Source organism: Rubricoccus marinus (genome assembly GCF_002257665.1).
Taxonomy (GTDB): Bacteria; Bacteroidota; Rhodothermia; order Rhodothermales; family Rubricoccaceae; genus Rubricoccus; species Rubricoccus marinus.
In genome coordinates this window covers 925,280-947,130 of record NZ_MQWB01000001.1, presented here as the reverse complement: position 1 = coordinate 947,130, position 21,851 = coordinate 925,280, and the positions used below count along the sequence as shown (strand labels likewise).

Below are 21,851 nucleotides of genomic sequence, written 5' to 3'. Positions count from 1 at the left end.
CCAGAGGCGATCTATTGCGCCTCTGGCGCGTAGGCCCCTCTCTCTTCTTGACTTCCGACGCCAGAGGCAAGCCGGCACAACGCCGCGCCCTCCCCGCGTCTCCCCTCTCTGACCCGCCCGTGTCCGACTCCCGCCAGCGCACCGCGCTCCGCAAGCAAGCCCTCTCATTTCTCAAGTCCCACAAGGATCAGGCGTACCGCCCCAAGGAGATCGCCAAAACGCTGGGCATCAAGAATCAAGGCCGCTTCGAGGCCTTTAAGGACGTGCTCCGCGAGATGCAGGACGCTGGCATGGCCGAGCACGTCGGCAAGGGGCGGATCCAGTACCGCGACCGCGGCGCGCAGCACACCGCCGAGGGCTCGCTCCAGGTGATCGCCAGCGGCCACGGCTTCGTCTCGCTGGACAAGGGCGGCGACGACGTGTTCGTGCGCAAGAACCGCATGGGCACGGCGCTCAACGGCGACCGCGTCCGCATCGGCCTCGCGGCGGAAAAGAAAAAGCGCGACCCCGGAGACTTGCGCGAGGCGGAGATCCTAGAGGTGTTGGAGCGCAAGACGAACCAGACCGTCGGCACCTTCCAGACCGTTAAAAAGGCCGGCTGGGTCAAGCCCGACGACCCGCGCATCAGCCACGACGTGTACGTGCCGCGCGAGGAGTGGAACGGCGCCACGCCCGGCGATAAGGTCGTGGTGAGCATCGACTCGTTCGACGACCCGAAGGCCTCGCCGGAAGGCCGCGTGCTGAGCGTCCTCGGCCGCGCCGACGCCCCGGGCGTGGCGGTTCTCGCCCTCGCGATGGCGCACGGCGCCAAGGCGGAGTTCCCGCCAGAAGTCGAGAAGGCCGCTAGCGACGTCAAAGCGGGGATCACCAAAAAGGAAGTCGCCCGCCGGTTGGACCTCCGCGACTACCCCATCTTCACCATCGACCCCGTCGACGCCAAGGACTTCGACGACGCGATCCACACGCGCGACCTGGGCGACGGCATGACCGAGCTCGGCATCCACATCGCCGACGTGAGCCACTACGTCCCCAAGGGCGGCATCATCGACCAGGAAGCGTACGACCGCGCGACGAGCACCTACTTGGTGGACCGTGTGATCCCGATGCTCCCCGAGGAGCTCTCCAACGGCGTCTGCTCCCTCCGCCCTCGCGAGGACAAGCTGACCTACTCCGTGCTCCTCACCGTCGACGGCGGCGGCAACGTGCACAGCTGGGACATCCGCGAGACCGTGATCCACTCCAAAGAGCGGTTCGCCTACGAGGACGCCCAGGAGATCCTCGACGGCAAGAACCAGGATCATCCTCTGGCGCCAGAGGTGCTCCGCGCCGGCGAGATCGCCAAAACGCTCACGGCCAAGCGCATGGCCGAGGGCGCCATCGACTTCGACGTGCCCGAGATCCGCGTCGTGTTGGACGACAAGGGCCGTCCGATCGACATCATCACCAAGGAGCGGAAGCCGGCCAACCGGCTCATCGAGGAGTTCATGCTGCTCGCCAACCAGGCCGTCGCCAAGGAGGCGGAAAAGCTCCAGCGCCCGCTCGTCTACCGCATTCACGACAACCCCGACGCCGAACGCATCGCCGCCCTCGCGGACTACGTGCGCCCCTTCGGCTACACGCTCCCGCACGAGAGCGGCAAGGTGGTCCGCGCCGACCTCAACAACCTGCTCAAAAAGGTCAAGGGCTCGCCAGAGGCCCCGGTCATTGAGCAGGCCGCCATCCGCGCGATGAGCAAAGCGGTCTACAGCCCGCACAACATCGGCCACTACGGGCTGGGCTTCTCGCACTACGCGCACTTCACGAGCCCCATCCGCCGCTACCCGGACCTCATCGTCCACCGCCTGCTCAAGGACTACCTCGCCTCTGGCGACGGCAAGGTGCCGGTCCCGGAGATGGACAAGCTGGAGGCGCAGGCCAAGCATTGCTCCGAGCGTGAGCGCGAGGCGACCGAGGCCGAGCGGGAGTCCATCAAGCTCAAGCAGGTGGAGTACGCCGAGCAGCACGTCGGCGACTCGTTTGAGGGCGTCGTGGTCAGCGTGACCAAGTTCGGCGTCTTCGTGGAGCTCAAGGAGTTGCTCGTGCAGGGGCTCGTCCACGTGCGCGACATGAACGACGACTACTGGGAGTACGACCCGAGCCGCTACGAGCTCGTCGGCCGCTACTCCGGCCGCCGCATCCGCACCGGCAGCCCCGTCAAGGTCGAGATCACCGGCGCCGACACGCAGACGCGACAGATCGACCTCGCCTTCGTGGAGGAGCCCGGCGCGGCTCCCGGCGCCTCGCCAGAGGCCTCTGGCGACAAGGGGAAGAAGACGCGCTCGCGGGCCTCGCAGCTCTCCAAGTCGCGCAAGAAGAGCAGCCGCAAGAAGTCGAGCTCGAAGCGCCGCCGCTAGCCGCTCGCCTCTGGCGCCAGAGGCGAGGCTTCCCTCCTCCCCTCGGGGAGGTGCCCGAAGGGCGGAGGGGGTTCCCTCTCAGCTCTCCTCCGACCCGCCAAAAGTCTCCCCTTTGCCAGAGTCTTCCGGCGCATCCCCAAGAGCCGAGCAGATTCGCTCGATGACTGCGTCGAGTTCGGCGACGACCTCGTCGTTCGTCACCCGTATGACGCGAAGACCCTGCCCTACCAGGTACCGCTCTCTGGCAGCATCGTGCGCCATCCGCCGGTCGTGACTGCGTCCGTCGACTTCCACCACCAGTCCGACGTCAGGCGCGAGGAAGTCCACGACGTAACGGCCGACAGGCCTCTGGCGAAGAACGCGGACGCCAAGCTGACGCCGTCGCAGCCGAGACCACAGCAGCCGCTCAGGGAACGTGGCATCGCGTCGCAACCGGCGCGCGAAGGGTGTGGCGCTGGGGTCGTACCGGGGGCGAGGCATCGGGGATGATGTCGGTCGTCACAAAAGGATAGGGCGTCAGGGGTGAAACGCCAGAGGCCGCTCTGGAAGATCAGTGGCACAACGTGGCGCGACCCCCTCCGCCCTTCGGGCACCTCCCCGAGGGGAGGGGTTGAGGGCTCGCCTCTGACATTGAAGGCACAGGCTTCCATCCGAGAGCGCCCTGTTCATTCCTCACACGCGCCCGGTGAACCCACGCACCACCCTAGGGTTCACAGCCTCCCATCTCGCCTCTGGCGCCAGAGGCTCCCATCTCGATGAAGCGACTCCTCCTGTTTTCCGCCCTGCTCGCCCTCGCGGCGTGCGGCGGCTCCGCCGACCTCACCGTGGCGGAGGGCACCGGCCCCACCCCGACGATCCCAGAGCCCAGCGGCGGCCTCATCCCGACCATCAACTTCGCCACCGCCGTGGGCTGGCCCGGCGGCAAAACGCCAGAGGCCATCGCCGGCGCCGAGGTGCAGGCGTTCGCGAGCGGCTTGGACCACCCCCGGTGGATGCACGTGCTGCCCAACGGCGACGTGCTCGTGGCCGAGACCAACAAGCCGCCCAACCCCGACCCGCCGGGCGGCATCAAGGCGATCGTCCAGAAAAGCCTGATGGAGAACGCGGGCGCCCTCGCGCCCAGCGCCAACCGCATCACCCTCTTGCGCGATACGGACGGCGACGGCGTGGCCGACGTTCGGACGCCGTTCCTGACCGGCCTTTCGTCGCCCTTCGGGATGCAACTCGTCGGCGAGGACCTCTACGTCGCGTTTTACAACGCACTCGTGCGCTTCCCGTACACGCCGGGCGCGACCACGCTTGTCGGCACGCCCGGCGAGACGGTCTTGGAGCTTCCCAACATGCTCGGCGCGCGGCACTGGACCAAAAGCCTGCTCGCCTCCCCCGACGGGAGCAAGCTGTACATCGGCGTCGGCTCCGCGAGCAACGTCGGCGAGATGGGCTTGGCAGCGGAAAACGGCCGCGCGGCCGTTTGGGAGTACGACGTGGCCTCTGGCGAGGGCCGCGTGTACGCCAGCGGCCTCCGCAACCCCGTCGGCCTCGCGTGGGAGCCGACGACCGGCGCCCTCTGGACGGCCGTCAACGAGCGCGACGAGTTGGGCAGCGACGTGCCGCCGGACTACATGACGCGCGTCCGCGACGGCGACTTCTACGGCTGGCCGTGGCTCTACTATGGCGACGTGGTGGACACGCGCGCTCCCGGCGCGCCGCCGCAGCCGACGGCGCTCAAGCCCGACTACGCGCTCGGCCCGCACACGGCGTCGCTCGGCCTCGCATGGGGTGCGGACGCGCTCGGGCTCGGCGAGGGTATGTTCGTCGGCCAGCACGGCTCGTGGAATCGGAAGCCCGCCAGCGGCTACAAGGTCATCTTCGTGCCCTTTGCCAATGGGATGCCCTCGGGCCAGCCCACCGACGTGCTGACCGGCTTCCGCGTCGGCGACGACGCCAGAGGCCGGCCCGTCGGCGTGGAGATCGCCAAGGACGGCGCGCTGCTCGTGGCCGACGACGTGGGCAACATCATCTGGCGCGTGTCCAGCCCGTACGACGCCGCGCGGTAGCGCCAGAGGCCTCTGGCGACCAGGGCCGCGCGTTCCCGATCCCTCTTCATCCCTCCCGATGGACCATCGGCGGGGGCCCCGCGTACTTTCGGCCCCTCTTTCTCCTAGCCCGCCTCTGGCGCGACGCCAGCGGCCCAACCCACACCACATGGACAAGCTCGTCATCCAGGGCGGACGCCCCCTCACCGGCCAGATCACGGTCGGCGGCTCGAAAAACACCGCCCTCCCGCTCATGGCCGCGGCGCTGCTCGCCGATGGCGAGTCGAAGATCCACAACATGCCCGTTTTGCAGGACGTGTACACGTTCTCCAACGTGCTGCGCGTGACGGGAGCGACGGTCGCGTTCACCCCGGACGATGACCCGAACACGCCGGACTCGATGCGGATCGACGCGTCGAACATCCACCACCCGGAGGCGCCGTACGAGCTCGTCAAGAAGATGCGGGCGTCGTTCTACATGCTCGGCGCGCTGCTCGGACGCTGCGGCAAGGCCAAGGTCTCCCTCCCCGGCGGTTGCGCATGGGGCCCGCGCCCGGTCGACCTCCACATCAAGGGCATCGAAGCGCTGGGCGCCGAGATCCGCGAGGAAGGCGGCTACGTGATCGCCGAGGCGCCGGGCGGCCGCCTCAAGGGCGGCACGTTCGCCTTCGAGCCCTCCAGCGTGGGCGCGACGATCAACGTGCTCCTCGCCGCGGTCACGGCCTCTGGCGAGAGCCGCTTCGAGAACGCCGCGGCTGAGCCCGACGTGGTCGTGTTCGGCCAGATGCTCCAGGCGATGGGCGCCAAGATCGACGGCCTCGGCACGAAGACGATCACCGTTCAGGGCGTCGACAAGCTGAACCCCGTCGAGTTCTCCAACTGCCCCGACCGCATCGAGCTCGGGACGTACATGATCGCCGCGGCCATCGCGACGCCTCCCGGCGAGACGTTCGTGATCAACGGCACCAACGCCGACCACCTCGGCGCCGACTTCCGCGAGCGCTTCGCCGAGACCGGCGTGCCCGTCACCTACGGCGACGGCATGATCGAGGTCGAAGGCGTCGAGACCATCCAGCCGGTCAGCATCGAGACGGCGCCGTACCCCGGCTTCCCGACCGACCTGCAGGCGCAGTGGACGGTCATGATGACCCAGGCCTCTGGCGCCAGCACCGTCCGCGACACGGTCTACACCGACCGCTTCAAGCACGTCCCCGAGCTCCGTCGCCTGGGCGCCAAGCTCCGCGCCGACGGCGACACGGTCACCATCGAGGGCAAAGACGCGACGCCGCTTTCCGGCGCGATCGTGATGAGCACCGACCTCCGCGCCAGCGTCTCGCTGGTGCTCGCAGGCATGGTGGCCTCTGGCGAGACCAACGTTCTCCGCGTCTACCACCTCGACCGCGGCTACGAGAAGCTCGAAAAGAAGCTCCAGAACGCCGGCATCGCGATCGAGCGCGACACGTACGACGAGGCGCACCCGGAGGGCTAGCGCCTCCCGCTTCGACCTCAACGCCTCTGGCGCGACATCCTCCGCGGCTCCGCCAGAGGCTTTTTTGTAGGGCAGGTGCTAGTGAGCGCGTGTACGCCGCGCATTGCCCCTTGCCCCGTTTGTCCCGGCCTAGCCCCCTACGTTCCGGCCCTTCCAGTCCACCACGCCTCTGGCGTGGGCGAGCGCGGAGTCGAGTTGGAGCGCGGCGCCCATCCAGAGCGGGAGCGGCCCCAGCGCGGAGACCGCCAGAGGCATACCCATCGCGCGGTCGATGACCGCCTTGATCAGCCACGTGCTGGCGAACAGGGACAGCGACGCCAGAGGCGAGACGACCCACACGAGGCTGTAGAGCACGAAAAAGGCGATGAACCCAACCCACGAGCCGCCGCCCGCGAGCAGGAACGCGTTCTTGCGGAAGCCCCGCCACGCCTCGCTCAGCGAGCCGTACATCTGCACTTCGATCTCCGGCTGAACGTCCTCGAAGTGGAGCCGGAGCCCCTCGCGTTTAGTCAGGCGACCGATCATCACGTCCTCCAGGACAGCCGATTTCAGGCGTTCGTGCGGACGGAGTGCTCGGTAGGTCTCGGCGCCCATCATCCAGAACTGCCCGTTGAGCGCGCTCAAGCCCGGCGATTTCGTGCGCGGGACGAGCGGGACCGGCAGCGCGGCGAGAACGGCGAACGGCACGAGGCTCGTCATCAGCGCGCCTGGAAAGCGATCGGTGTAATGCGGCAGGCCGGTCATGCCGATGCCGGAGCCGCTCAGGCCACTGGCGTCGGCGGAGGATTCCGAGGCGTTGGCGGCGAAGCGCTCGACGAGACGCTGGACGGCCTCTGGCGAGCGCAGGCGCGCGTCGGCGTCCAAAAACAGAAAGACGTCGCCAGAGGCGTGCTTCTGGGCCTGGTAGAGCGCGTGGACTTTGCCAACCCAGCCCGGCGGCGGGCCACTGCCCTGGACCGGCACGAGCCGGGGGTCGGCGTGGGCATGGATCACGTCCCACGTGCCGTCCTCGCTCGCGTCGTCCACGACGATAATTTCGAGATCGGGGTACGTCTGCTCTAGCAGGCTCGGGAGCAACCGCGCGAGGTTGGCCTCCTCGTTCCGCGCCGGCACCATCACGCTTACACGCACGGGCTCCGCCATCGGCCCGTCAGTCACCGCCTGTCGGCGGTCGCGGCGGGAGCGGAGCCACGCGATGTTCGTCAGCGCCAGCGCGAGCACGGCGGCGTGGACGACGAGGGCGATCTGGACGAGCACGGGCGTGTGGTGGGGGCCCGGCCTACTCGCCTGATGCGGGCGGGGATTCGAGGCCTCTGGCGGGACGGACGGTGCGCCAGAGGCGGACGGTCACGGAGGGTCCAGCAGGAACTGACGGAACATCGGTGGCGGGCGGCGGGCCAGGAGCTGCCGCTGCAGGGCGCTCGCGCGCTGCTCGTCGAGCTTGCGCTCGGCCATCCAGATCCACACGTCGGCCTCGAACGGGTGTAGGCCGGGCACGCCGGAGCGGCCGAGAACGCGCTTGAGCGCCTGGAATTTTTGCTTCGCCTTGCCGGCGTCGCCCCCAAAGATGCCCGGCTTGTAGAGGTAGGACTGGCCCTCGACGAGCAGCACGTACGGCTCGCTGGGGTTGATGTCTCGCGCCTGGTTCAGGATGCGCTCCGAGCGGCGTCCGTACGTCGGCAGGTGGATCTTGGAGCTGTTGCCGGCCTTGTACGCCCAGAGCGCGGCGATCAGGGCCATCTCGCGCGCCGAGCGCACGCCCTCTTCGGAGGGGATCGTCTGGATCACCCCCATATCCATCGTCATGGGGAACAGCCGGTAGTTGACCAGCAACCGCTCCTCGCGCGAGCGGGCAGAGCGGCTGAGGCGGCGGACGTTCGCGATGTCGCGCTGCACGTAGTAGTGCGTCAGCGAGTCGCGCACGGGCGTGCTCGTCTCGGCGGCGAACGCGCCAGAGGCGGGAGGCGTGGCCTCTGGTGTGGCGAACGCGAGGGCGAGCAGGAGAAACACAAACATGGACGGCGACGGGCGTTCGGAGGAAAACTAGAGGCGCCGGGGAAGACAGCGCCCGCTCAACGGAGCGCTTCCCGGTTTCCTTATGCAACGCAGGGGGCTCAGGCGCCGGGCGTGAGCCTGCGGAACAGGGGGCCGAGCCGGGAGAGGTCCCAGCGTTCGTCGGGGCCTTGCTTGCCCTCTTGCAAGACGTATGCCGCGCCAGAGGCGAGGTCGCTGGGGCGCGCCTCGTGCAGACGGTCCAACACGGCCTGTAGCCTCTGGCGCTCAGACCCGTCCGGGATCTCGTGCGGTTGGCCTGCGGCGAGCAGCGCCGTCGGGCTCGCCTGCCCCCAGTCGGTCACGCGCACCGCCAGGGGCCACCAGAGGGCGTCGGCCGGGAGCAACCGCGCGAGGCGCACGAGGTCTGCGCGCCAGGGGCCGAGGCCGGAATCCGGCGGGCGCATCTCGCCCTCCGGGTACAGCAGCAGGATGGCGGGGCCGGCCTCCATCCGCCGCGCGGTCTCGCGGATGGTTCGCATCCGGCGCGTGGCGTCCTCGGGAGGAAACGGGAGCGCGCCGAGCGGGCCGAAGAGCGGGACGGCGTCCCACTTCTCCATCCAGACGATGAACGGCCGCTCCAGCGTGCGCGCGATCAGGCGCCAGAGGAGAAAGCTGTCGAAGTACGCGTGGTGGTTGGCGTAGAGCACGACGGGCTTGCCCGGCGGGAGCGCGGGCCGCTCCCCCACCCACACCACACGGCGAAACGCCGAGGCGAGGTCGCGCTCGATCAGCGCCCCCGCGGCGCGGGCTGCGAGTCGGGTCGGAAGGGGATCAGGGGTGCGCACGCCCAAAGCTACCGTGGCGCCAGAGGACTCCTCACCTCGCGACGATAAACCGTGCCGACGCCATGCCCGCGGCTGTCTCGGCACGAATCACGTACACGCCCGGCGCCAGAGGCGGAAGCGCGCGCCCCGCCTGGGGCGCCGCGACGAGCCGGCCCAGCGCGTCGTAGACGCTCAGTCGAACCGGGCCTCTGGCGTGTTCTACCCGGACCACCGCCGCGCCAGAGGCCGACGGGTTGGGCGCGACGCTCAGCGTGAGGCCGCGGAGTGTCGTCTCCGCCGCGGTCGGCAACGCCGCCAGGTCACCGCGGTCGCCGTACGCCACGGCGAGCACGTCGTAATCGAAGCGGCCGCCAGAGGCGAGTTCGACCGTTGCAGGCCCAGGATCGGCGTCCACGGTGTCGGAAAAGCGCCCGGTGATGTACGTGCGGCCGCTGGCGAGTGCCACGGCCAGGCCGTTGTCGCCCGTTCCCGAGCCGGTAATCGGCGAGGCCCACCGGAAACCGCCCGCAGGCGTGAGCCCGACGGTCACGATGTCCAAGCCCGCCTCTGGCGTGACGATCCGCGTTGCGGGTCCGGGGTCGGCATCAAAGGCCTCGCCGAAAAAGCCTGTCCACGAGAGGCGGTCGCCCTCTACCGAGACGCCGCGCGGCAAGGCTGATCCCAGGCCGTACGCGAACCGGAGCGTGCCGTCCGCCTCGTAGCTCGCCACGACGCCCGTCCCGTTGGTCCCACCTGTGTCCTCGATGGTCCGCGTTCCCGGACCGGGGTCGAAGTCCGCCGCGCGGTCGATGCTACCCACGAGCGCGACGCCGCCCGCCTCGCCCAGCGCCACGCTCTGCACGCCTCCGAAGTTGGAGCCGCCCACCACGAACGCGCTCGCGAGTTCGCCGTCCGTCGTGTACGTCGCGGTCAGCCACGCACTCGGGCGGTTGTCGGGGTCTTCGAGGAGTCGCTCTGCCGGACCGGGGTCCACGTCCACAGCCCCAGAGATGAGGTTGCCCGTCAGCGCCACGCGCTCGCCCGCCATGCTCAGGCCTCTGGCGCGGTACTGCGCGCCCTCCAACGCAAACCCCCACCGGAAGTCGCCAGAGGCGGCGTACGAGGCGAGCGTCGCACTGCGGAAGCCGTCCACGATGGTCTCGCCCGGGCCGGGATCGAGATCGGTGGGGCTACTGGCGGAGGCCGCGAGGTACACCGTGCCGTCCTCGTCCACGTCGACATACGCGCCGAGGCTGAAGTCGAGCCCCGGGAGTGCGAAGCCCCACCGGAACTCGCCAGAGGCCGAGTAGGCCGCGAGGAAGACGTGCACCGCAAGCCCCGGTGCCTCGACGGTTGCCACGCCCGGACCGGGGTCCAGGTCGACGGTCTCCCCGACCTGCCCAACGACGACCAGCGATCCGTCCGAGCCGAGCGCCACGTCAAACACGGCGTCGGCCGCGCTCGGACCCAGGGGGCCGATGGGCACGGCGAACCGGAAAGCACCGGCAGGCCCGTAGACCGCCGCGAAGCCATCTTGCGCGCCGCCCCCCGGGACTGTGGCGTCCGCGCCGCTCGGGTCTGGATCGTAGCCCCCGAACGTGGTCCCGCCGATGGCGAACGTCCCATCCGCGAGGGCATCTACGGCAACGCCGACATCGGCCTGCGGGCCGCCAAACGCGAACGGCGCCGGCTGCGCTGCCGCCGCGGCGGCACAAACCAGCATGACGGCGAGAGCGAGCACGGTTCGGATGGACATGGCGCCGTCAGCAGAAGAGAGAGGGCGTACCCTACTCTGCTCCGCGCGTTCCGCCAGAGGCCTCTGACGTGAGCGCGTCGCGCCCGCAGGCGGTGCAGTGGTACTCACCACGGAGAGGGTTCGTGCGCCACGGCGTCGGCCGCGCGCAGTGGGGGCAGTCGCCCCAGTAAATGGCACGCGAGACACCTGCAACGGCGCCGAGCGCGGAGAAGACGTTTGGGAAGGACAGCTTCATGGTTTGAAGGGGTGTGTTGCCCTCCAAACGTGTTGCCGCCCCGTCGGTTGTCGTCCTCGGCCGGCCGAAGCGCTTCCTGCACGAACGCTTAATCACAAAGCGCTCCCGGGAGCGTTTCCGCGTTTCGGGCTCGGGGACGCACGCCTCTTGCAGCGGGCCATGAGCAGCCTTCACCCGCTGCGAGAGCACTCAGGACAGCCCACGCGCCTCTGGCGCCAGAGGCTTCCGCCCCTAGCGCTGAACGTCCCCTCTGCTGCCGAACGCCCCTGCGCTCAGGACGTCGAGGGTGCAGCGTCCTCCGCAGAAACGGCGCAGTCCGTGAACAGGATCTCGCTGTCTTGCATCACGAACGCACCCTCGGCGGCGATCCAGACTTCGAGGGGGCCGCTCGCGTAGACGCCCTGCTTGCCCACCGTCGGCTGGAGCGTTTGCGTGTTGCCGTCTACCGTCACCTCTACCGCCCCACCGGGGATCGGCGCGATGGTGAACGTGCCGCCGTCCGCGCAGGCGTAGGTCGTGGTCCCCGCCACCAACGAGGAGCCGTGGTCGGCCGTTGGCGGCGGGGTGTCTGCGGGCGCGACGGGAGAGTTCGGGCCGTCCTCGGGCGCCGGCGGAGCGTCGGTCTCGCCAGAGGCGCAACCAACAAGGACGAGAGCGGCGAGAAGAGAGAAGGAGCGGAGCATCAGGAAAGGGAATCGATCACGGAACGGGCGGCGGTGACGACGGCCTCTGGCGTAAAGCCGAGGTGGGCGTACGCCTCGGCCCCGGGGCCGCTCTCGCCGAAACGGTCAATGGCGACAACGGCGCCGTCCAGGCCCACAAAGCGGCCCCACCCGGTGGGGCTCGCGGCTTCGACGGCCACGCGGGCGCGGACCGAGCGCGGCAGGATGCTCTCGCGGTAGGCCTCGTCCTGCTCCAGGAAAAGCCGGTCGCACGGCATGGAGATCACGCGCGCCTGGACCCCGTCCGACGCGAGTTGCTCGCGCGCGGCCAGCGCCAGAGGCACCTCAGAGCCGCTGGCGATGAGGATCACGTCGGGCGCCTCGCCAGAGGCCTCGGCCACGACGTACGCGCCTCTGGCGACGCCGGCGTGGACGGTCTCGGCGTCGAGGTCCATCGTGGGGAGCGCCTGGCGGGTCAGCGCGAGGGCGGTCGGGCGGTCGGTCTCTTCGAGGGCCACCTTCCAGGCCGCGGCGGTCTCGTTGGCGTCGGCCGGGCGGATCACGAGGAGGTTGGGGATCGCGCGGAGGCCGGCGAGCTGCTCGATGGGCTGGTGCGTCGGGCCGTCCTCGCCGAGCGCGACCGAGTCGTGCGTGTAGACGAACACGGGGTTGGTCTCCATGAGCGCGCCGAGGCGGACCGCGGGCTTCATGTAGTCCGAGAAGATGAGGAACGTGCCTCCGTAGGGGCGGATGCCGCCGTGGAGCGCCATGCCGTTGAGCGCCGCGCCCATGCCGTGCTCACGGATGCCGAAGTGGACGTAGCGGCCCTCTGGCGTCGCGAACTGGAAGGCCTCCATCCCCTTCGCCTGCGTCTTGTTGGACGGCGTGAGGTCCGCGCTGCCGCCCACGAGTTCGGGCAGAACGGGCGCGATGGCGTCCAGCACCTTGCCGCTGGCGGCGCGCGTCGCGATGCCCTTGGCGTCGGCCTCGAACGTCGGCAGCGCGTCGGCCCAGCCCTCGGGGAGCGTGCCTGCGAGGCGGCGCTCCAGTTCGGCGGCCTCGTCGCCAGAGGCCTCGCGGAAGGCGTCCATGGCGCCCACCCAGTCGCAGTGCGCCTCGCTGCCGCGGAAGGCCTGCTCGTGGAACAGCGTCGTCGCCTCTGGCGCGACGTGGAACAGCGGCTCCAACGGGATGCCGAGGTGCTCCTTCGTGGCGTTGAGCTCGGCCTCGCCCAGCGCGTCCGAGTGGATGTCGGCTTTGCCCGCGAGGTTGGGCGAGCCGAAGCCGATGGTCGTCTTGATCTGGAGCAGGCTCGGCCGGTCCAGCGTGCCTCTGGCGGTCTCGATGGCTCGCGCCACGGCCTCGTTGTCGTGCCCGTCGATGTCGCGGACGACGTGCCAGCCCAGCGCGTCGTAGCGCATCGCCACGTCCTCGGAAAACGAGAGGTCCGTCTGCCCGTCGATGCTGACGTGGTTGTCGTCGTAGAGGACCACGAGCTTGCCCAGGCCGAGGTGTCCCGCGAGGCTGGACGCCTCGTTGCTCACGCCCTCTTGGAGGTCGCCGTCACTCGCGATCACGTACGTCATGTGGTCCACGACCACGTGCTCACCCGTGTTGAACTGCGCCGCGAGGTGCTTCTCCGCCATCGCGAGACCCACGGCCGTCGAGATGCCCTGGCCCAGCGGCCCGGTCGTCGTCTCGATGCCCGGCAGCAGGTGCCGCTCCGGGTGGCCCGCCGTCCGGCTCCCGATCTGGCGGAAGTCCTTGATCTCGTCCAGCGTCAGGTCGTAGCCCGAGAGGTGCAGGAGGCTGTAGATCAGCATTGAGCCGTGCCCGGCCGAGAGCACGAAGCGGTCGCGGTCCACCCAATCCGGCGCTTTGGGGTTGTGCTTGAGAAAGCGCGTCCACAGCACGACGGCCGCGTCGGCCATGCCCATGGGCAGGCCCGGGTGCCCGCTGTTCGCCTTCTCGATGGCGTCGATGGTCAGGCCGCGGATGGCGGTCGCCGCAGCGGTTTCGAGCCTCTGGCGCTCCTCGGCGGTCCGCCCTTCGGCGGTGCTGTCGGGGGCGGCGGATTCGGGGGCGGGAGCGTCGGACATGCAGGGCGGATGGGGGGTGCTCCCGAAAGCTACGGGCCGCGCCAGAGGCGGATCCGAACCGCCGGCGGATTTCGCCTCGGACGCGCCAAGTTCAACCGCACGCCCCACAGGCCTCTGGCGCCAGAGGCTAGCCCGTCCGGTAGACCGCGAACTCGTCGTGCCTCGCGTGGAGCGTGAGCGCGATGGCGAGCATCGTCGTGTTGGCGAGCAGCGCCGAGCCGCCGTAGCTCACGAACGGGAGCGGGATGCCGATCACCGGCATCAGCCCGATGGTCATCCCCACGTTGATCAGGATGTGCGTGAGGAAGATGCCCGTCACGCCCGCGATGAACAAGCGCGGCGCCGCGCTGGCCGCCTCCTGCCCCAGGCTCACGAGCCGGAGGATCAGGAACGAGAACACGATCAGGATAAAGGCCGTCCCGACAAAGCCCAGCTCTTCACCGATGATGGTGAACACGAAGTCCGTGGACTGCTCTGGGATGTACGCCAGTTGCGTCTGCGTGCCCTGGGTGATGCCCTTTCCGAACAGCCCGCCGGAGCCGATGGCGGCCTTGGACTGGATCACGTGGTAGCCCGCCGTGGAGGCGTACTTCTGCGGGTCCGTAAACGCCACCAGACGGCTGACCTGGTGCGGCTGGAGGTAGCTGTACAGCACAAAGTTGGCGATGCTCCCGATCCCGGCCGTCGCGGCAAAGGCGAGACCCGTCAGCAGCTTCGAGCGCGTCCACAGCATGTACCCCGCGCTCGCCAACAGCGCGAAGATGGCGAGGTACCACGGGTTCACGATCGCGAGGTACACCGCGACGCCAGAGGCCGCGGCCAGGCCCACGAGAGGGAGCGAGACGAGGCCACTCCAGAAGACCACGAAGAAGCCCATCGCGAGGAAGACGAGCCCGGTCCCGGTGTCGTTCTGGAGGATGACGAGCGCGGTCGGCACGAGGATGATCACCGCCAGCCCGCCGATCGCGGCGATGTACCCGGAGTTCAGACCCGCCTGCACGCTCCGCACGTTGGTCCGCGAGAGGAAGGCCGCGACGGCGAGAACGGTCCCCACCTTCGCGAGCTCCGCCACCTGCAGCGAGGCACCGCCGAACTGCAGCCAGCTTTTCGCGCCGTTGATCTCGCGCCCGAAGACCAGCGCGGCGACGAGCAGCCCGAGGCAGAACACGTAGGCCACTGGCGCCATGCGGATCAGGAACCGCGCCGGCATCAGGAAAATCGTGACCATGACCCCGAACGAGATCCCGGCCCACATGGCCTGCTTGTTCGCGTTGTCCTTCACGGAGTCCAGCAAGAACTCGCGCGCCGGGCCGTGCGTGGAGCTGTAGATGGCGGTCAACCCGACGCCCACGAGGGCCGCCCACGCGAGGATGGTCGGCCAGTCGAGACGCTTGTACCAGGGACGCATAAATCGGAGAGTGCGGGCCTCTGGCGCCAGAGGCAACGGCGGGGGCCTCCTAGTGGAGGCGAAAGAGGAACGGCCAGCGGCCTCTGGCGAGAGACCGCCGCCAGAGGCTAGATGCGGCCGACGGACTTGAAGGACTGCACGGAGCGGATCATGCCGATGCGCTCGGGCGCGACCTCGCCGCGGAAGTACTGCTCGATCATCAGGCTGGAGATAGGGCCGGCGGTCTGGGAGCCGTAGCCCGCGTTCTCCACGATCACGCCGACGGCCACCTGTGGGTCGTCGTACGGGGCGAAGGCGATGAACACCGCGTGGTCCTTGCCGCGAGGGTTCTCTGCCGTACCGGTCTTGCCGGCGATGGGGATCTCGGGGAAACGTCCGTCGCGAGAGGCCAGGATCTGGCTGCGCCGCGCCGTGCCGGCGGTCGCGACGAGGCGCATGCCCTCGCGGACGACCTCGAGGTTGCGTGGCTCCATCGGGATGGTGCGGGCGCGGGGGTGTTGCGGCGTGCGGCTCTGCCCGGTCTCGGGATCGATCTGCTCCAAGACGAGGTGCGGCGTGACGAGCGTGCCTCCGTTGGCCACCGCGGCGGTGTACCGCGCGAGTTGGAGCGGCGTCGCGCCCATGTTGCCCTGGCCGATGCCGAGGTTGACCGTAAAGCCGGGTCCCCAGCCGCCTCTGCCCCACCGGTCGTTGAAGTACGAGGAATCCGGGATGAGGCCGGGGTCCTGGTTGGGGAGGTCCAGCGGCGCGAGCGTACCAAAGCCGAAGCGGTTGGCCCAGTCGCCCCACATCTCCAAGTTCATCCGCTTGGGGCCGTCCGGCGTCTCGAACGTGTCGTTCATGAGCCGGAAGAAGAACGTGTTGCACGAGACCTGGATCGCGCGGCGGACCGAGATGTTGCCGTGAGAGCCGCCGTGGCAGCGGAAGAACCGGCCCAGCATGTACCCACCGCCGCAATACAGCTCGGTGTCCTCGCTGATCATTCCCTCCTGCAGCGCCACGGCCGACATGAACGGCTTCCACGTGGACCCTGGCGGGAGCATCCCCGCTTGCGTAGCCCGGTTGAAGAGCGGCTTCTCGGGGTTCCGGTAGAGGTAGTCCACGTCCGCCTGCGTCATCCGCCCCGCCAGCGCCGTCGGGTCGTAGTCCGGCGCGCTCACCATCGAAATGATGCCGCCCGTCTTAACGTCGATCATGACAGCCCCGCCGCGTTTGTCCACGAACAGGCTCTCGGCCAAGGCCTGGACCCTCGCGTCGACGGTGAGCTTGAGGCCGACGCCGCTCTCGGGCTGGACATCCTCGGAGCCGCCCTCGTAGGCCTGCACTTCCATCCCGTGCACGTTGACGAGCTTGTACTCCCGCCCGACGCGACCGCGCAAGACCGGCTCGTATTCCGCTTCGATCCCGGAGATGCCCACCTTGTCGCCAAGCCGGTAGCCCTGCTCGCGCATGTCGTCCAAGCCTTCGGCGTCGATCTCCTTCACGTAGCCGAGCACGTGGCTCAGCCGCGCCTCCGAGTGGTAGCGCCGCTGCTGGTCCTCGCGGAAGCCGATGCCAGGCAAGCGGTACTGGTTCTCGCGCAGCCGCGCCAGCGCTGCAAACGGCACGTTGTCGAGAAGAACGGCCGTCTGGTAGCCGCTTCGGGCAAAGATCTCCTCGTACTTCCTCTTCAGTTGCGCCAGAGGCACCCCTGAGAGCTCGGAGACGAGCGGCAGCTTGCTCACATCGAAGTACCGCGCCGAGACCGTCACCGCCAGCGTTGCCTCGTTGTCGACGAGGAGAATGCCGTTGCGGTCGAACACGTAGCCTCTGGCGGGCCGGACGATCTTTTCCTCGATCGCGTTGCCCTCGGCTTCGGTCAGGTACTCCGCACGGTCCACGAGCTGCATCTGCACCAGCCGCGCGCCGAGAAACGACACGAGGACGAGGACGGCGATGGTGAACACGCGCGCGCGCAGGCGGGCGTCTTCGTGGGAGGTAGCAGCAACGACAGACATAGCGGACCGGGTGGTGAGATCCCAACGCCAGAGGCCGCGCGTTCGTTCGCGCTCGGGCCTCTGGCGGGGAAGTTCGTCGTTTCTCGCGACGCTCGCCCGGCCAGCGCTCCAGAAGCGGGCCCACTCGGGCGCCCGATGCCGCAACGGAGGCCAGGGGCAGGGCGGCTGCCATCTCAAGGACTTCCGAAGCCCTGGCCTCTGGCGCCAGAGGCCGCGTGCCCCGCGCCGCTTGGCCGCCCGCGCCAGAGGCTGGGGCACAAATGGGCGCCCCAGGCATCGGCGCCGGGCCTCCCCCGTTGGTGCAGCAACAAATCCCGCCAGAACAAGCCCCACCGTCCGGGGTACACGGTCCGCGGGGCACATCGGAGCCCCCGGTGTACCCCCGCCGCCGGCTCGCACGGCTTGATGCGCGACCCCTACGCTTCCCCATGACACGTTTTCCCCTCCTCGCGCTCGGCGCGGTGATCGTCCTCGCGCTCCTGGCGCCCGTGCCCGCCGAGGCGCAGTACTTCGGTCGCAACAAAGTCCGCTACGACGATTTCGACTTCACCGTTCTCGAGACCGAGCACTTCGACATCTACTACTACGCGGAAGAAGAGAAGGCCGCGATGGATGTCGGCCGCATGGCCGAGCGCTGGTACGACCGGCTCTCCTCCATCCTCGACCACGAGTTCGATGAGCGGAAGTCGATCATCCTCTACGCCGACGATGCGGACTTCCGGCAGACCAACATCGCCAACATCGGCGAGGGCACGCAGGGTGTGACCGAGGGCCTGCGCCAGAGGGTCGTGCTGCCGATGGCTGGCTCCTACGCTGAAACCGACCACGTGCTCGGCCACGAGCTCGTCCACCAGTTCCAGTACGACATCGCGCTGCGCAACGACACGTTCCAGCAGTTCGTCCGGCTCCCCCTCTTCGTCATTGAGGGCATGGCGGAGTATTACTCCGTGGGCCGCGAGGACGCGCTTACCGCGATGTGGATGCGCGACGCCGTCCTGCGCGACGACTTCCCGACGATCACGGATCTCCAGGAGAACCCCCGCTTCAACGAGTACCAGTACGGGCAGCCCTTCTGGGCGTTCGTGGCCGGCACTTATGGCGACGAGGCCGGCGTGCGGATGTTTAAGTCGGCCTTGGAGATGCCCCTGGACTCCGCGCTTGTCACCATCTCCGGACTCTCTCCCGACGACCTCTCTGAGCGCTGGGTAGCGGCCCTCCGCGAGCAGCTCGTACCGCCTGCCGACGGCCGCTCCGTCCCCCGCCCCGAGCTCACGCCGCAGGTGCAGGAAGAGATCGAGCGCTACCGCGAGCGCGTGGCCGAAAACGCCCGCAAAGAGCGCGACGAGCGCGTCCCGCGTCCGCCGGGCATCGCCTACCCGGAGGAGTATCCGCGCATCACTGCCGAGCGGCTTCTGGCGCGCGAGCGTGACTCGGGCAACATCTCCATCGCGCCGCAGCTCTCGCCCGATGGCAAGAGCATCGCGTTCCTCTCCGAGCGCGACCTGTTCGGCATCGACCTCTTCCTCGCCGACGCCGAGACCGGCGAGGTGATCTCCAAGCTTGAAGAGGTGGGCACGAACGCGCACTTCGACGCCATCCGCTTTATCGAGAGCGCCGGCACGTGGAGCCCGACCGGCGACCGCTTCGCATACGTTGTCTTCGCTGGCGGCGACAACGAGATCGCGATCCTGAACGTGCAGGCCCGCGACGTCGTGCGCCGCATCAAGGTCGCTGGCATTGGCGCGATCAAGGACCCAACGTGGAGCCCCGACGGCTCGAAGATCGCCTTCGCAGGCGTCAAGGGCGGCATCACCGACCTCTACGTCGTGGATCTCGCCTCTGGCGACGTACGCCAGCTCACCAACGACCGCTATACCGACCTCCAGCCGTCATGGCACCCGGACGGCCGCCGCATCGCGTTCGTCACCGACCGCGGGCCGGGCACGGACTTCGAGCGCCTGACGTTCGCGCCGGTCCGCCTCGCGATCCTCGACACGGCCTCTGGCGAGATCGAGAGCCTCACGCTCTTCGCTGGCAACAAGCACATCAACCCGGCCTGGAGCCGCGACGGTGAAAGCCTGTACTTCATCTCCGACCGCGGAGGCTTTAACGACATCTACCGCCTGGTCCTCGAGAGCGGCGACCTCTTCCAGGTAACCGACCTCGCGACGGGCGTGGCGGGCATCGCGGACCTCTCGCCTGCGATCTCGGTCGCCAGAGGCACCGGCGCGCTGGCGTACTCGGTCTTCGAGGCGCAGCGCTACTCGGTCTACCGCCTCGCGGAGGAAGACGCGCAAGGCACACCGATCACGCCCGTGGCGGCCTCTGGCGCGGCGATCCTGCCCCCGGCCAACGCGCTCGGGCGCAGCACCGTCCAAGGCTACCTCGCGGACGCTCAGGCCGGCCTTCCGGAGACCATGACGTTCCCGACCCGTGGCTACCGGCCCAAGCTGTCGCTGGACTACGTGAGCCAGCCGCAGGTCGGCGCAGGCTACAGCGGGGGTTCCTACGGCTCCGGCTTCGGCATCGCGGGCGGCATCCAGTTCCTCTTCTCGGACCAGCTCTCCGACAACGTGCTCGGCGTCGCGGTCAGCGCGAACGGGAGCGTGCAGGACATCGGCGGGCAGGCGCTCTACCTCAACCGCTCCAAGCGGCTGACGTACGGCGCGCTTGTGGGCCAGGTACCGTACCTCCAGGTGTTCGGGGGCTGTAGCCCTGGCAGCAACGGCCCGTTCTGCGGCGACGAAAACGGCGAGTACCGGACGAACTACTACTACCGGACGTACCAGACGCAGGTGCAGGGGCTCAGCGAGTACCCGCTCAACCAGTCCCAGCGCTTCGAAGCGCAGGGCGGCTACACCCGCATCGGCTACGACCTGGAGTTCCTCGAACTCCGCTCGCTTCGCACCGACGATTCTGGCAACCGGCTGGAGTGCGATTTCTCCATCGCGGACCAGTGCTCATATACCGGACGCAAGCCCGTCAGAGGCGACGACGGCGAGGTGCTGGATTTCGACGCGCTGCACCTCTTCGAAGCCGGAACGGCGTTCGTCGGGGACAACTCCTACTTCGGCTTTGTCTCCCCCATCCGCGGCTCGCGCTACCGCTTTGGCGTCGATGGCACGTTCGGCACGCTGAACCTCGCCACGGCGACGGCGGACGCCCGGACGTACCGGATGCTGCGCCCGGACTTCCTGCCGCAGCGCGTGCCCGTCACGCTCGCCCTCCGAGGCTTCCACTACGGCCGCTACGGCGGTGACGCGAGCTCGGGCCGCTTGCGCCCGATCTTCCTGGGCTACGGCTCGTTTGTGCGCGGCTACTCCTACAACTCGTTCACTGGCGTCAGCGTCGGGAGCGACGAGTCCGCCTACGCCGACTTCGAGGACCGCCTGTTCGGCAGCAAGATGGGCCTCGCGACGGCGGAGCTCCGGGTGCCGCTTCTCGGCGTCCCGCAGCTTGGCCTCCTCAACTTCCCGTACCTCCCGACCGAGCTCACGTTCTTCGCGGACGCGGGCATGGCCTGGGGCACGATCCTGGAGCGCGAGGACATCTTCGGCGGCGGGACGCAGACCCTCGGCACCCCGTTCAGCGAGCAGAAGCCGATCTTCTCGGCCGGCGCGTCGCTTCGCGTGAGCGTGCTGGGCGCGATTGTCTTGGAGCCGTACCTCGCCGTCCCCTTCTCGCGCTCGGACAAGGACCTCGTCTTCGGCGTCAACTTCACGCCCGGCTGGTAGGCGTCCGCCTCTGGCGCAGGCCTGTGGCGCCAGAGGCCGCGTTTGGAAAGATCAACGGCCCGGTGGGTCCGCCTCTGGCGGTATCCTGCCGGGCCGTTTCGCTTGCGCCCGTGTACCGCCTCGTCCGCCCCCTCCTCTTCCGCGCCGACGCCGAACGCGCCCACGGTCTCGGCATGGGCGCCGTCCGCCTCGGTTCACTCGCGCCCGGCGCCGTCCGCGCGATGTACGGATGGCGAGACCCACGGCTTGCCCAAACGCTCTGGGGCCTCCGCTTCGACGCGCCGGTCGGCCTCGCGGCCGGGTTTGACAAGAACGCCAGAGGCCTCCGCCTGTGGCCCGCGATGGGCTTTGGTTTCGCCGAGATCGGGTCTGTCACCGCGCTGGCCTCTGGCGGAAACCCGAAGCCGCGCGCGTTCCGCCTGCCACACGATGAGGCGCTCGTAAATCGGATGGGCCTCAACAACGACGGCGCGGCCGTCATAGCGGACCGCCTAGCGGACGCGCTCACGCCAGAGGGCTTCGTCCTGGCCGTCAACGTCGCGAAAACGCACAGCCCGGACATCCTGGGCGACGCAGGCGTAGAGGACTTCCGGCGGTCCGTGGAGCACGTGCTGCCGCACGCGGACCTGTTGGTGCTCAACGTCTCGTGCCCGAACACCGCCGAAGGCAAGACCTTCGAGGACTGCACCGCGCTGGACGCGCTTCTCGGCGCCGTCATGGGCGAGCGTCAGAGGCAGCGCAACGCCGTCCCGGTCCTCGTCAAGCTTTCCCCACCTGCCGCCTCTGGCGTCGATGCCGGGGCCGTGGACGAGATCGTGGCGCTGTGTAGGGAGCACGGCGTGGCCGGCTTCGTGACGACGAACACCGCCGGCGACCGCGACGGGCTCCGAACGCCAGCGGCCGACCTCACGCGGATCGGCAACGGCGGGCTTTCGGGCGCGCCTCTGGCGGCGCGAGCCGACGCGCTCGTGCGCCACCTGTACCGAACGACCTCCGGCGAGGTGCCGATCATCGGCGTCGGTGGCATCGCCTCGCCAGAGGCGGCGTACCGGCGCATACGGCTGGGCGCGAGTCTGGTGGAGGTCTACACGGGGCTGGTGTACGAGGGGCCAGGACTCGTGCAGCGCATCCACAAAGGCCTCGTGCGTTTGTTAGACCGCGACGGCCTCGGGGCTATTTCGGAAGCAGTCGGGCTGGACGCGTAGGACGTGATGCGTACTGCG

Annotated in this window: 15 protein-coding genes; 5 read left to right on the top strand and 10 right to left on the bottom strand. The window is 69.0% G+C overall.

From position 1 onward, the window contains the following. Nucleotides 1–119: 119 nt before the first annotated feature. On the top strand, nt 120–2,393 hold the full coding sequence (rnr, locus tag BSZ36_RS03725; RefSeq protein ID WP_179271006.1) for a ribonuclease R: 2,274 nt from the start codon (nt 120–122) through the stop codon (nt 2,391–2,393). Between the two features lie 78 nt (nt 2,394–2,471). Here rnr and BSZ36_RS03720 read toward each other — a convergent pair whose 3' ends face one another. Beyond that, a complete protein-coding gene (locus tag BSZ36_RS03720) occupies nt 2,472–2,873 on the bottom strand; it encodes an endonuclease domain-containing protein (protein ID WP_094546149.1) in 402 nt (133 codons plus the stop codon). A gap of 269 nt (nt 2,874–3,142) precedes the next feature. Here BSZ36_RS03720 and BSZ36_RS03715 point away from each other — a divergent pair, with 269 nt between their 5' ends. After that, nucleotides 3,143–4,450 (top strand): PQQ-dependent sugar dehydrogenase, encoded by a 1,308-nt coding sequence (locus BSZ36_RS03715; protein ID WP_425442695.1) that lies wholly within the window; start codon nt 3,143–3,145, stop codon nt 4,448–4,450. 148 nt (nt 4,451–4,598) lie between these two features. Beyond that, nucleotides 4,599–5,918, top strand: a complete 1,320-nt coding sequence (gene murA, locus BSZ36_RS03710; protein ID WP_094546145.1) for a UDP-N-acetylglucosamine 1-carboxyvinyltransferase — start codon at nt 4,599–4,601, stop codon at nt 5,916–5,918. Nucleotides 5,919–6,047: 129 nt separating this feature from the next. Here the strand turns inward: murA and BSZ36_RS03705 are convergent, their stop codons facing one another. From BSZ36_RS03705 to mrdA, 9 genes are all read right to left on the bottom strand, one after another. After that, the gene (locus BSZ36_RS03705; RefSeq protein WP_094546143.1) at nt 6,048–7,175 is read right to left on the bottom strand and encodes a glycosyltransferase family 2 protein; all 1,128 of its coding nucleotides are present in this window, start codon (nt 7,173–7,175) and stop codon (nt 6,048–6,050) included. 90 nt (nt 7,176–7,265) lie between these two features. Further along, nucleotides 7,266–7,934 carry a hypothetical protein gene (locus BSZ36_RS03700; protein ID WP_094546141.1) on the bottom strand — a complete coding sequence of 223 codons (669 nt, stop codon included), beginning with the start codon at nt 7,932–7,934 and terminating at the stop codon, nt 7,266–7,268. A gap of 98 nt (nt 7,935–8,032) precedes the next feature. Continuing rightward, a complete protein-coding gene (locus BSZ36_RS03695) occupies nt 8,033–8,758 on the bottom strand; it encodes a 1-acyl-sn-glycerol-3-phosphate acyltransferase (protein WP_179271005.1) in 726 nt (241 codons plus the stop codon). Between the two features lie 31 nt (nt 8,759–8,789). Further along, nucleotides 8,790–10,493, bottom strand: a complete 1,704-nt coding sequence (locus BSZ36_RS03690; RefSeq protein ID WP_094546137.1) for a T9SS type A sorting domain-containing protein — start codon at nt 10,491–10,493, stop codon at nt 8,790–8,792. Between the two features lie 31 nt (nt 10,494–10,524). Further along, the gene (locus tag BSZ36_RS18825; RefSeq protein WP_143536741.1) at nt 10,525–10,728 is read right to left on the bottom strand and encodes a hypothetical protein; all 204 of its coding nucleotides are present in this window, start codon (nt 10,726–10,728) and stop codon (nt 10,525–10,527) included. A gap of 272 nt (nt 10,729–11,000) precedes the next feature. Beyond that, complete coding sequence (locus tag BSZ36_RS03685; RefSeq protein WP_094546135.1) at nt 11,001–11,411, bottom strand: hypothetical protein; 411 nt, start codon at nt 11,409–11,411, stop codon at nt 11,001–11,003. Further along, the gene (gene tkt, locus BSZ36_RS03680; RefSeq protein ID WP_094546133.1) at nt 11,411–13,489 is read right to left on the bottom strand and encodes a transketolase; all 2,079 of its coding nucleotides are present in this window, start codon (nt 13,487–13,489) and stop codon (nt 11,411–11,413) included. The genes BSZ36_RS03685 and tkt overlap by 1 nt, the downstream gene beginning before the upstream one ends. Nucleotides 13,490–13,616: 127 nt before the next feature. Then, on the bottom strand, nt 13,617–14,897 hold the full coding sequence (rodA, locus tag BSZ36_RS03675; RefSeq protein ID WP_094546131.1) for a rod shape-determining protein RodA: 1,281 nt from the start codon (nt 14,895–14,897) through the stop codon (nt 13,617–13,619). Between the two features lie 107 nt (nt 14,898–15,004). Further along, the gene (mrdA, locus tag BSZ36_RS03670) at nt 15,005–16,894 is read right to left on the bottom strand and encodes a penicillin-binding protein 2 (RefSeq protein WP_179271004.1); all 1,890 of its coding nucleotides are present in this window, start codon (nt 16,892–16,894) and stop codon (nt 15,005–15,007) included. Between the two features lie 428 nt (nt 16,895–17,322). On the opposite strand from mrdA, the gene BSZ36_RS03665 reads away from it, so the two are divergent. Next, nucleotides 17,323–20,628 (top strand): PD40 domain-containing protein, encoded by a 3,306-nt coding sequence (locus BSZ36_RS03665; protein ID WP_179271003.1) that lies wholly within the window; start codon nt 17,323–17,325, stop codon nt 20,626–20,628. 110 nt (nt 20,629–20,738) lie between these two features. Continuing rightward, complete coding sequence (locus BSZ36_RS03660; RefSeq protein ID WP_094546125.1) at nt 20,739–21,833, top strand: quinone-dependent dihydroorotate dehydrogenase; 1,095 nt, start codon at nt 20,739–20,741, stop codon at nt 21,831–21,833. Nucleotides 21,834–21,851: the final 18 nt, after the last annotated feature.

Bases quoted from the DNA above. Each gene is read 5' to 3' on its own strand.
- BSZ36_RS03720 (WP_094546149.1), bottom strand. From the start codon at position 2,873: ATGCCTCGCCCCCGGTACGACCCCAGCGCCACACCCTTCGCGCGCCGG.
- murA (WP_094546145.1), top strand. From the start codon at position 4,599: ATGGACAAGCTCGTCATCCAGGGCGGACGCCCCCTCACCGGCCAGATC.
- BSZ36_RS03700 (WP_094546141.1), bottom strand. From the start codon at position 7,934: ATGTTTGTGTTTCTCCTGCTCGCCCTCGCGTTCGCCACACCAGAGGCC.
- BSZ36_RS03690 (WP_094546137.1), bottom strand. From the start codon at position 10,493: ATGTCCATCCGAACCGTGCTCGCTCTCGCCGTCATGCTGGTTTGTGCC.
- BSZ36_RS18825 (WP_143536741.1), bottom strand. From the start codon at position 10,728: ATGAAGCTGTCCTTCCCAAACGTCTTCTCCGCGCTCGGCGCCGTTGCA.
- BSZ36_RS03685 (WP_094546135.1), bottom strand. From the start codon at position 11,411: ATGCTCCGCTCCTTCTCTCTTCTCGCCGCTCTCGTCCTTGTTGGTTGC.
- tkt (WP_094546133.1), bottom strand. From the start codon at position 13,489: ATGTCCGACGCTCCCGCCCCCGAATCCGCCGCCCCCGACAGCACCGCC.
- rodA (WP_094546131.1), bottom strand. From the start codon at position 14,897: ATGCGTCCCTGGTACAAGCGTCTCGACTGGCCGACCATCCTCGCGTGG.
- mrdA (WP_179271004.1), bottom strand. From the start codon at position 16,894: ATGTCTGTCGTTGCTGCTACCTCCCACGAAGACGCCCGCCTGCGCGCG.
- BSZ36_RS03665 (WP_179271003.1), top strand. From the start codon at position 17,323: ATGACACGTTTTCCCCTCCTCGCGCTCGGCGCGGTGATCGTCCTCGCG.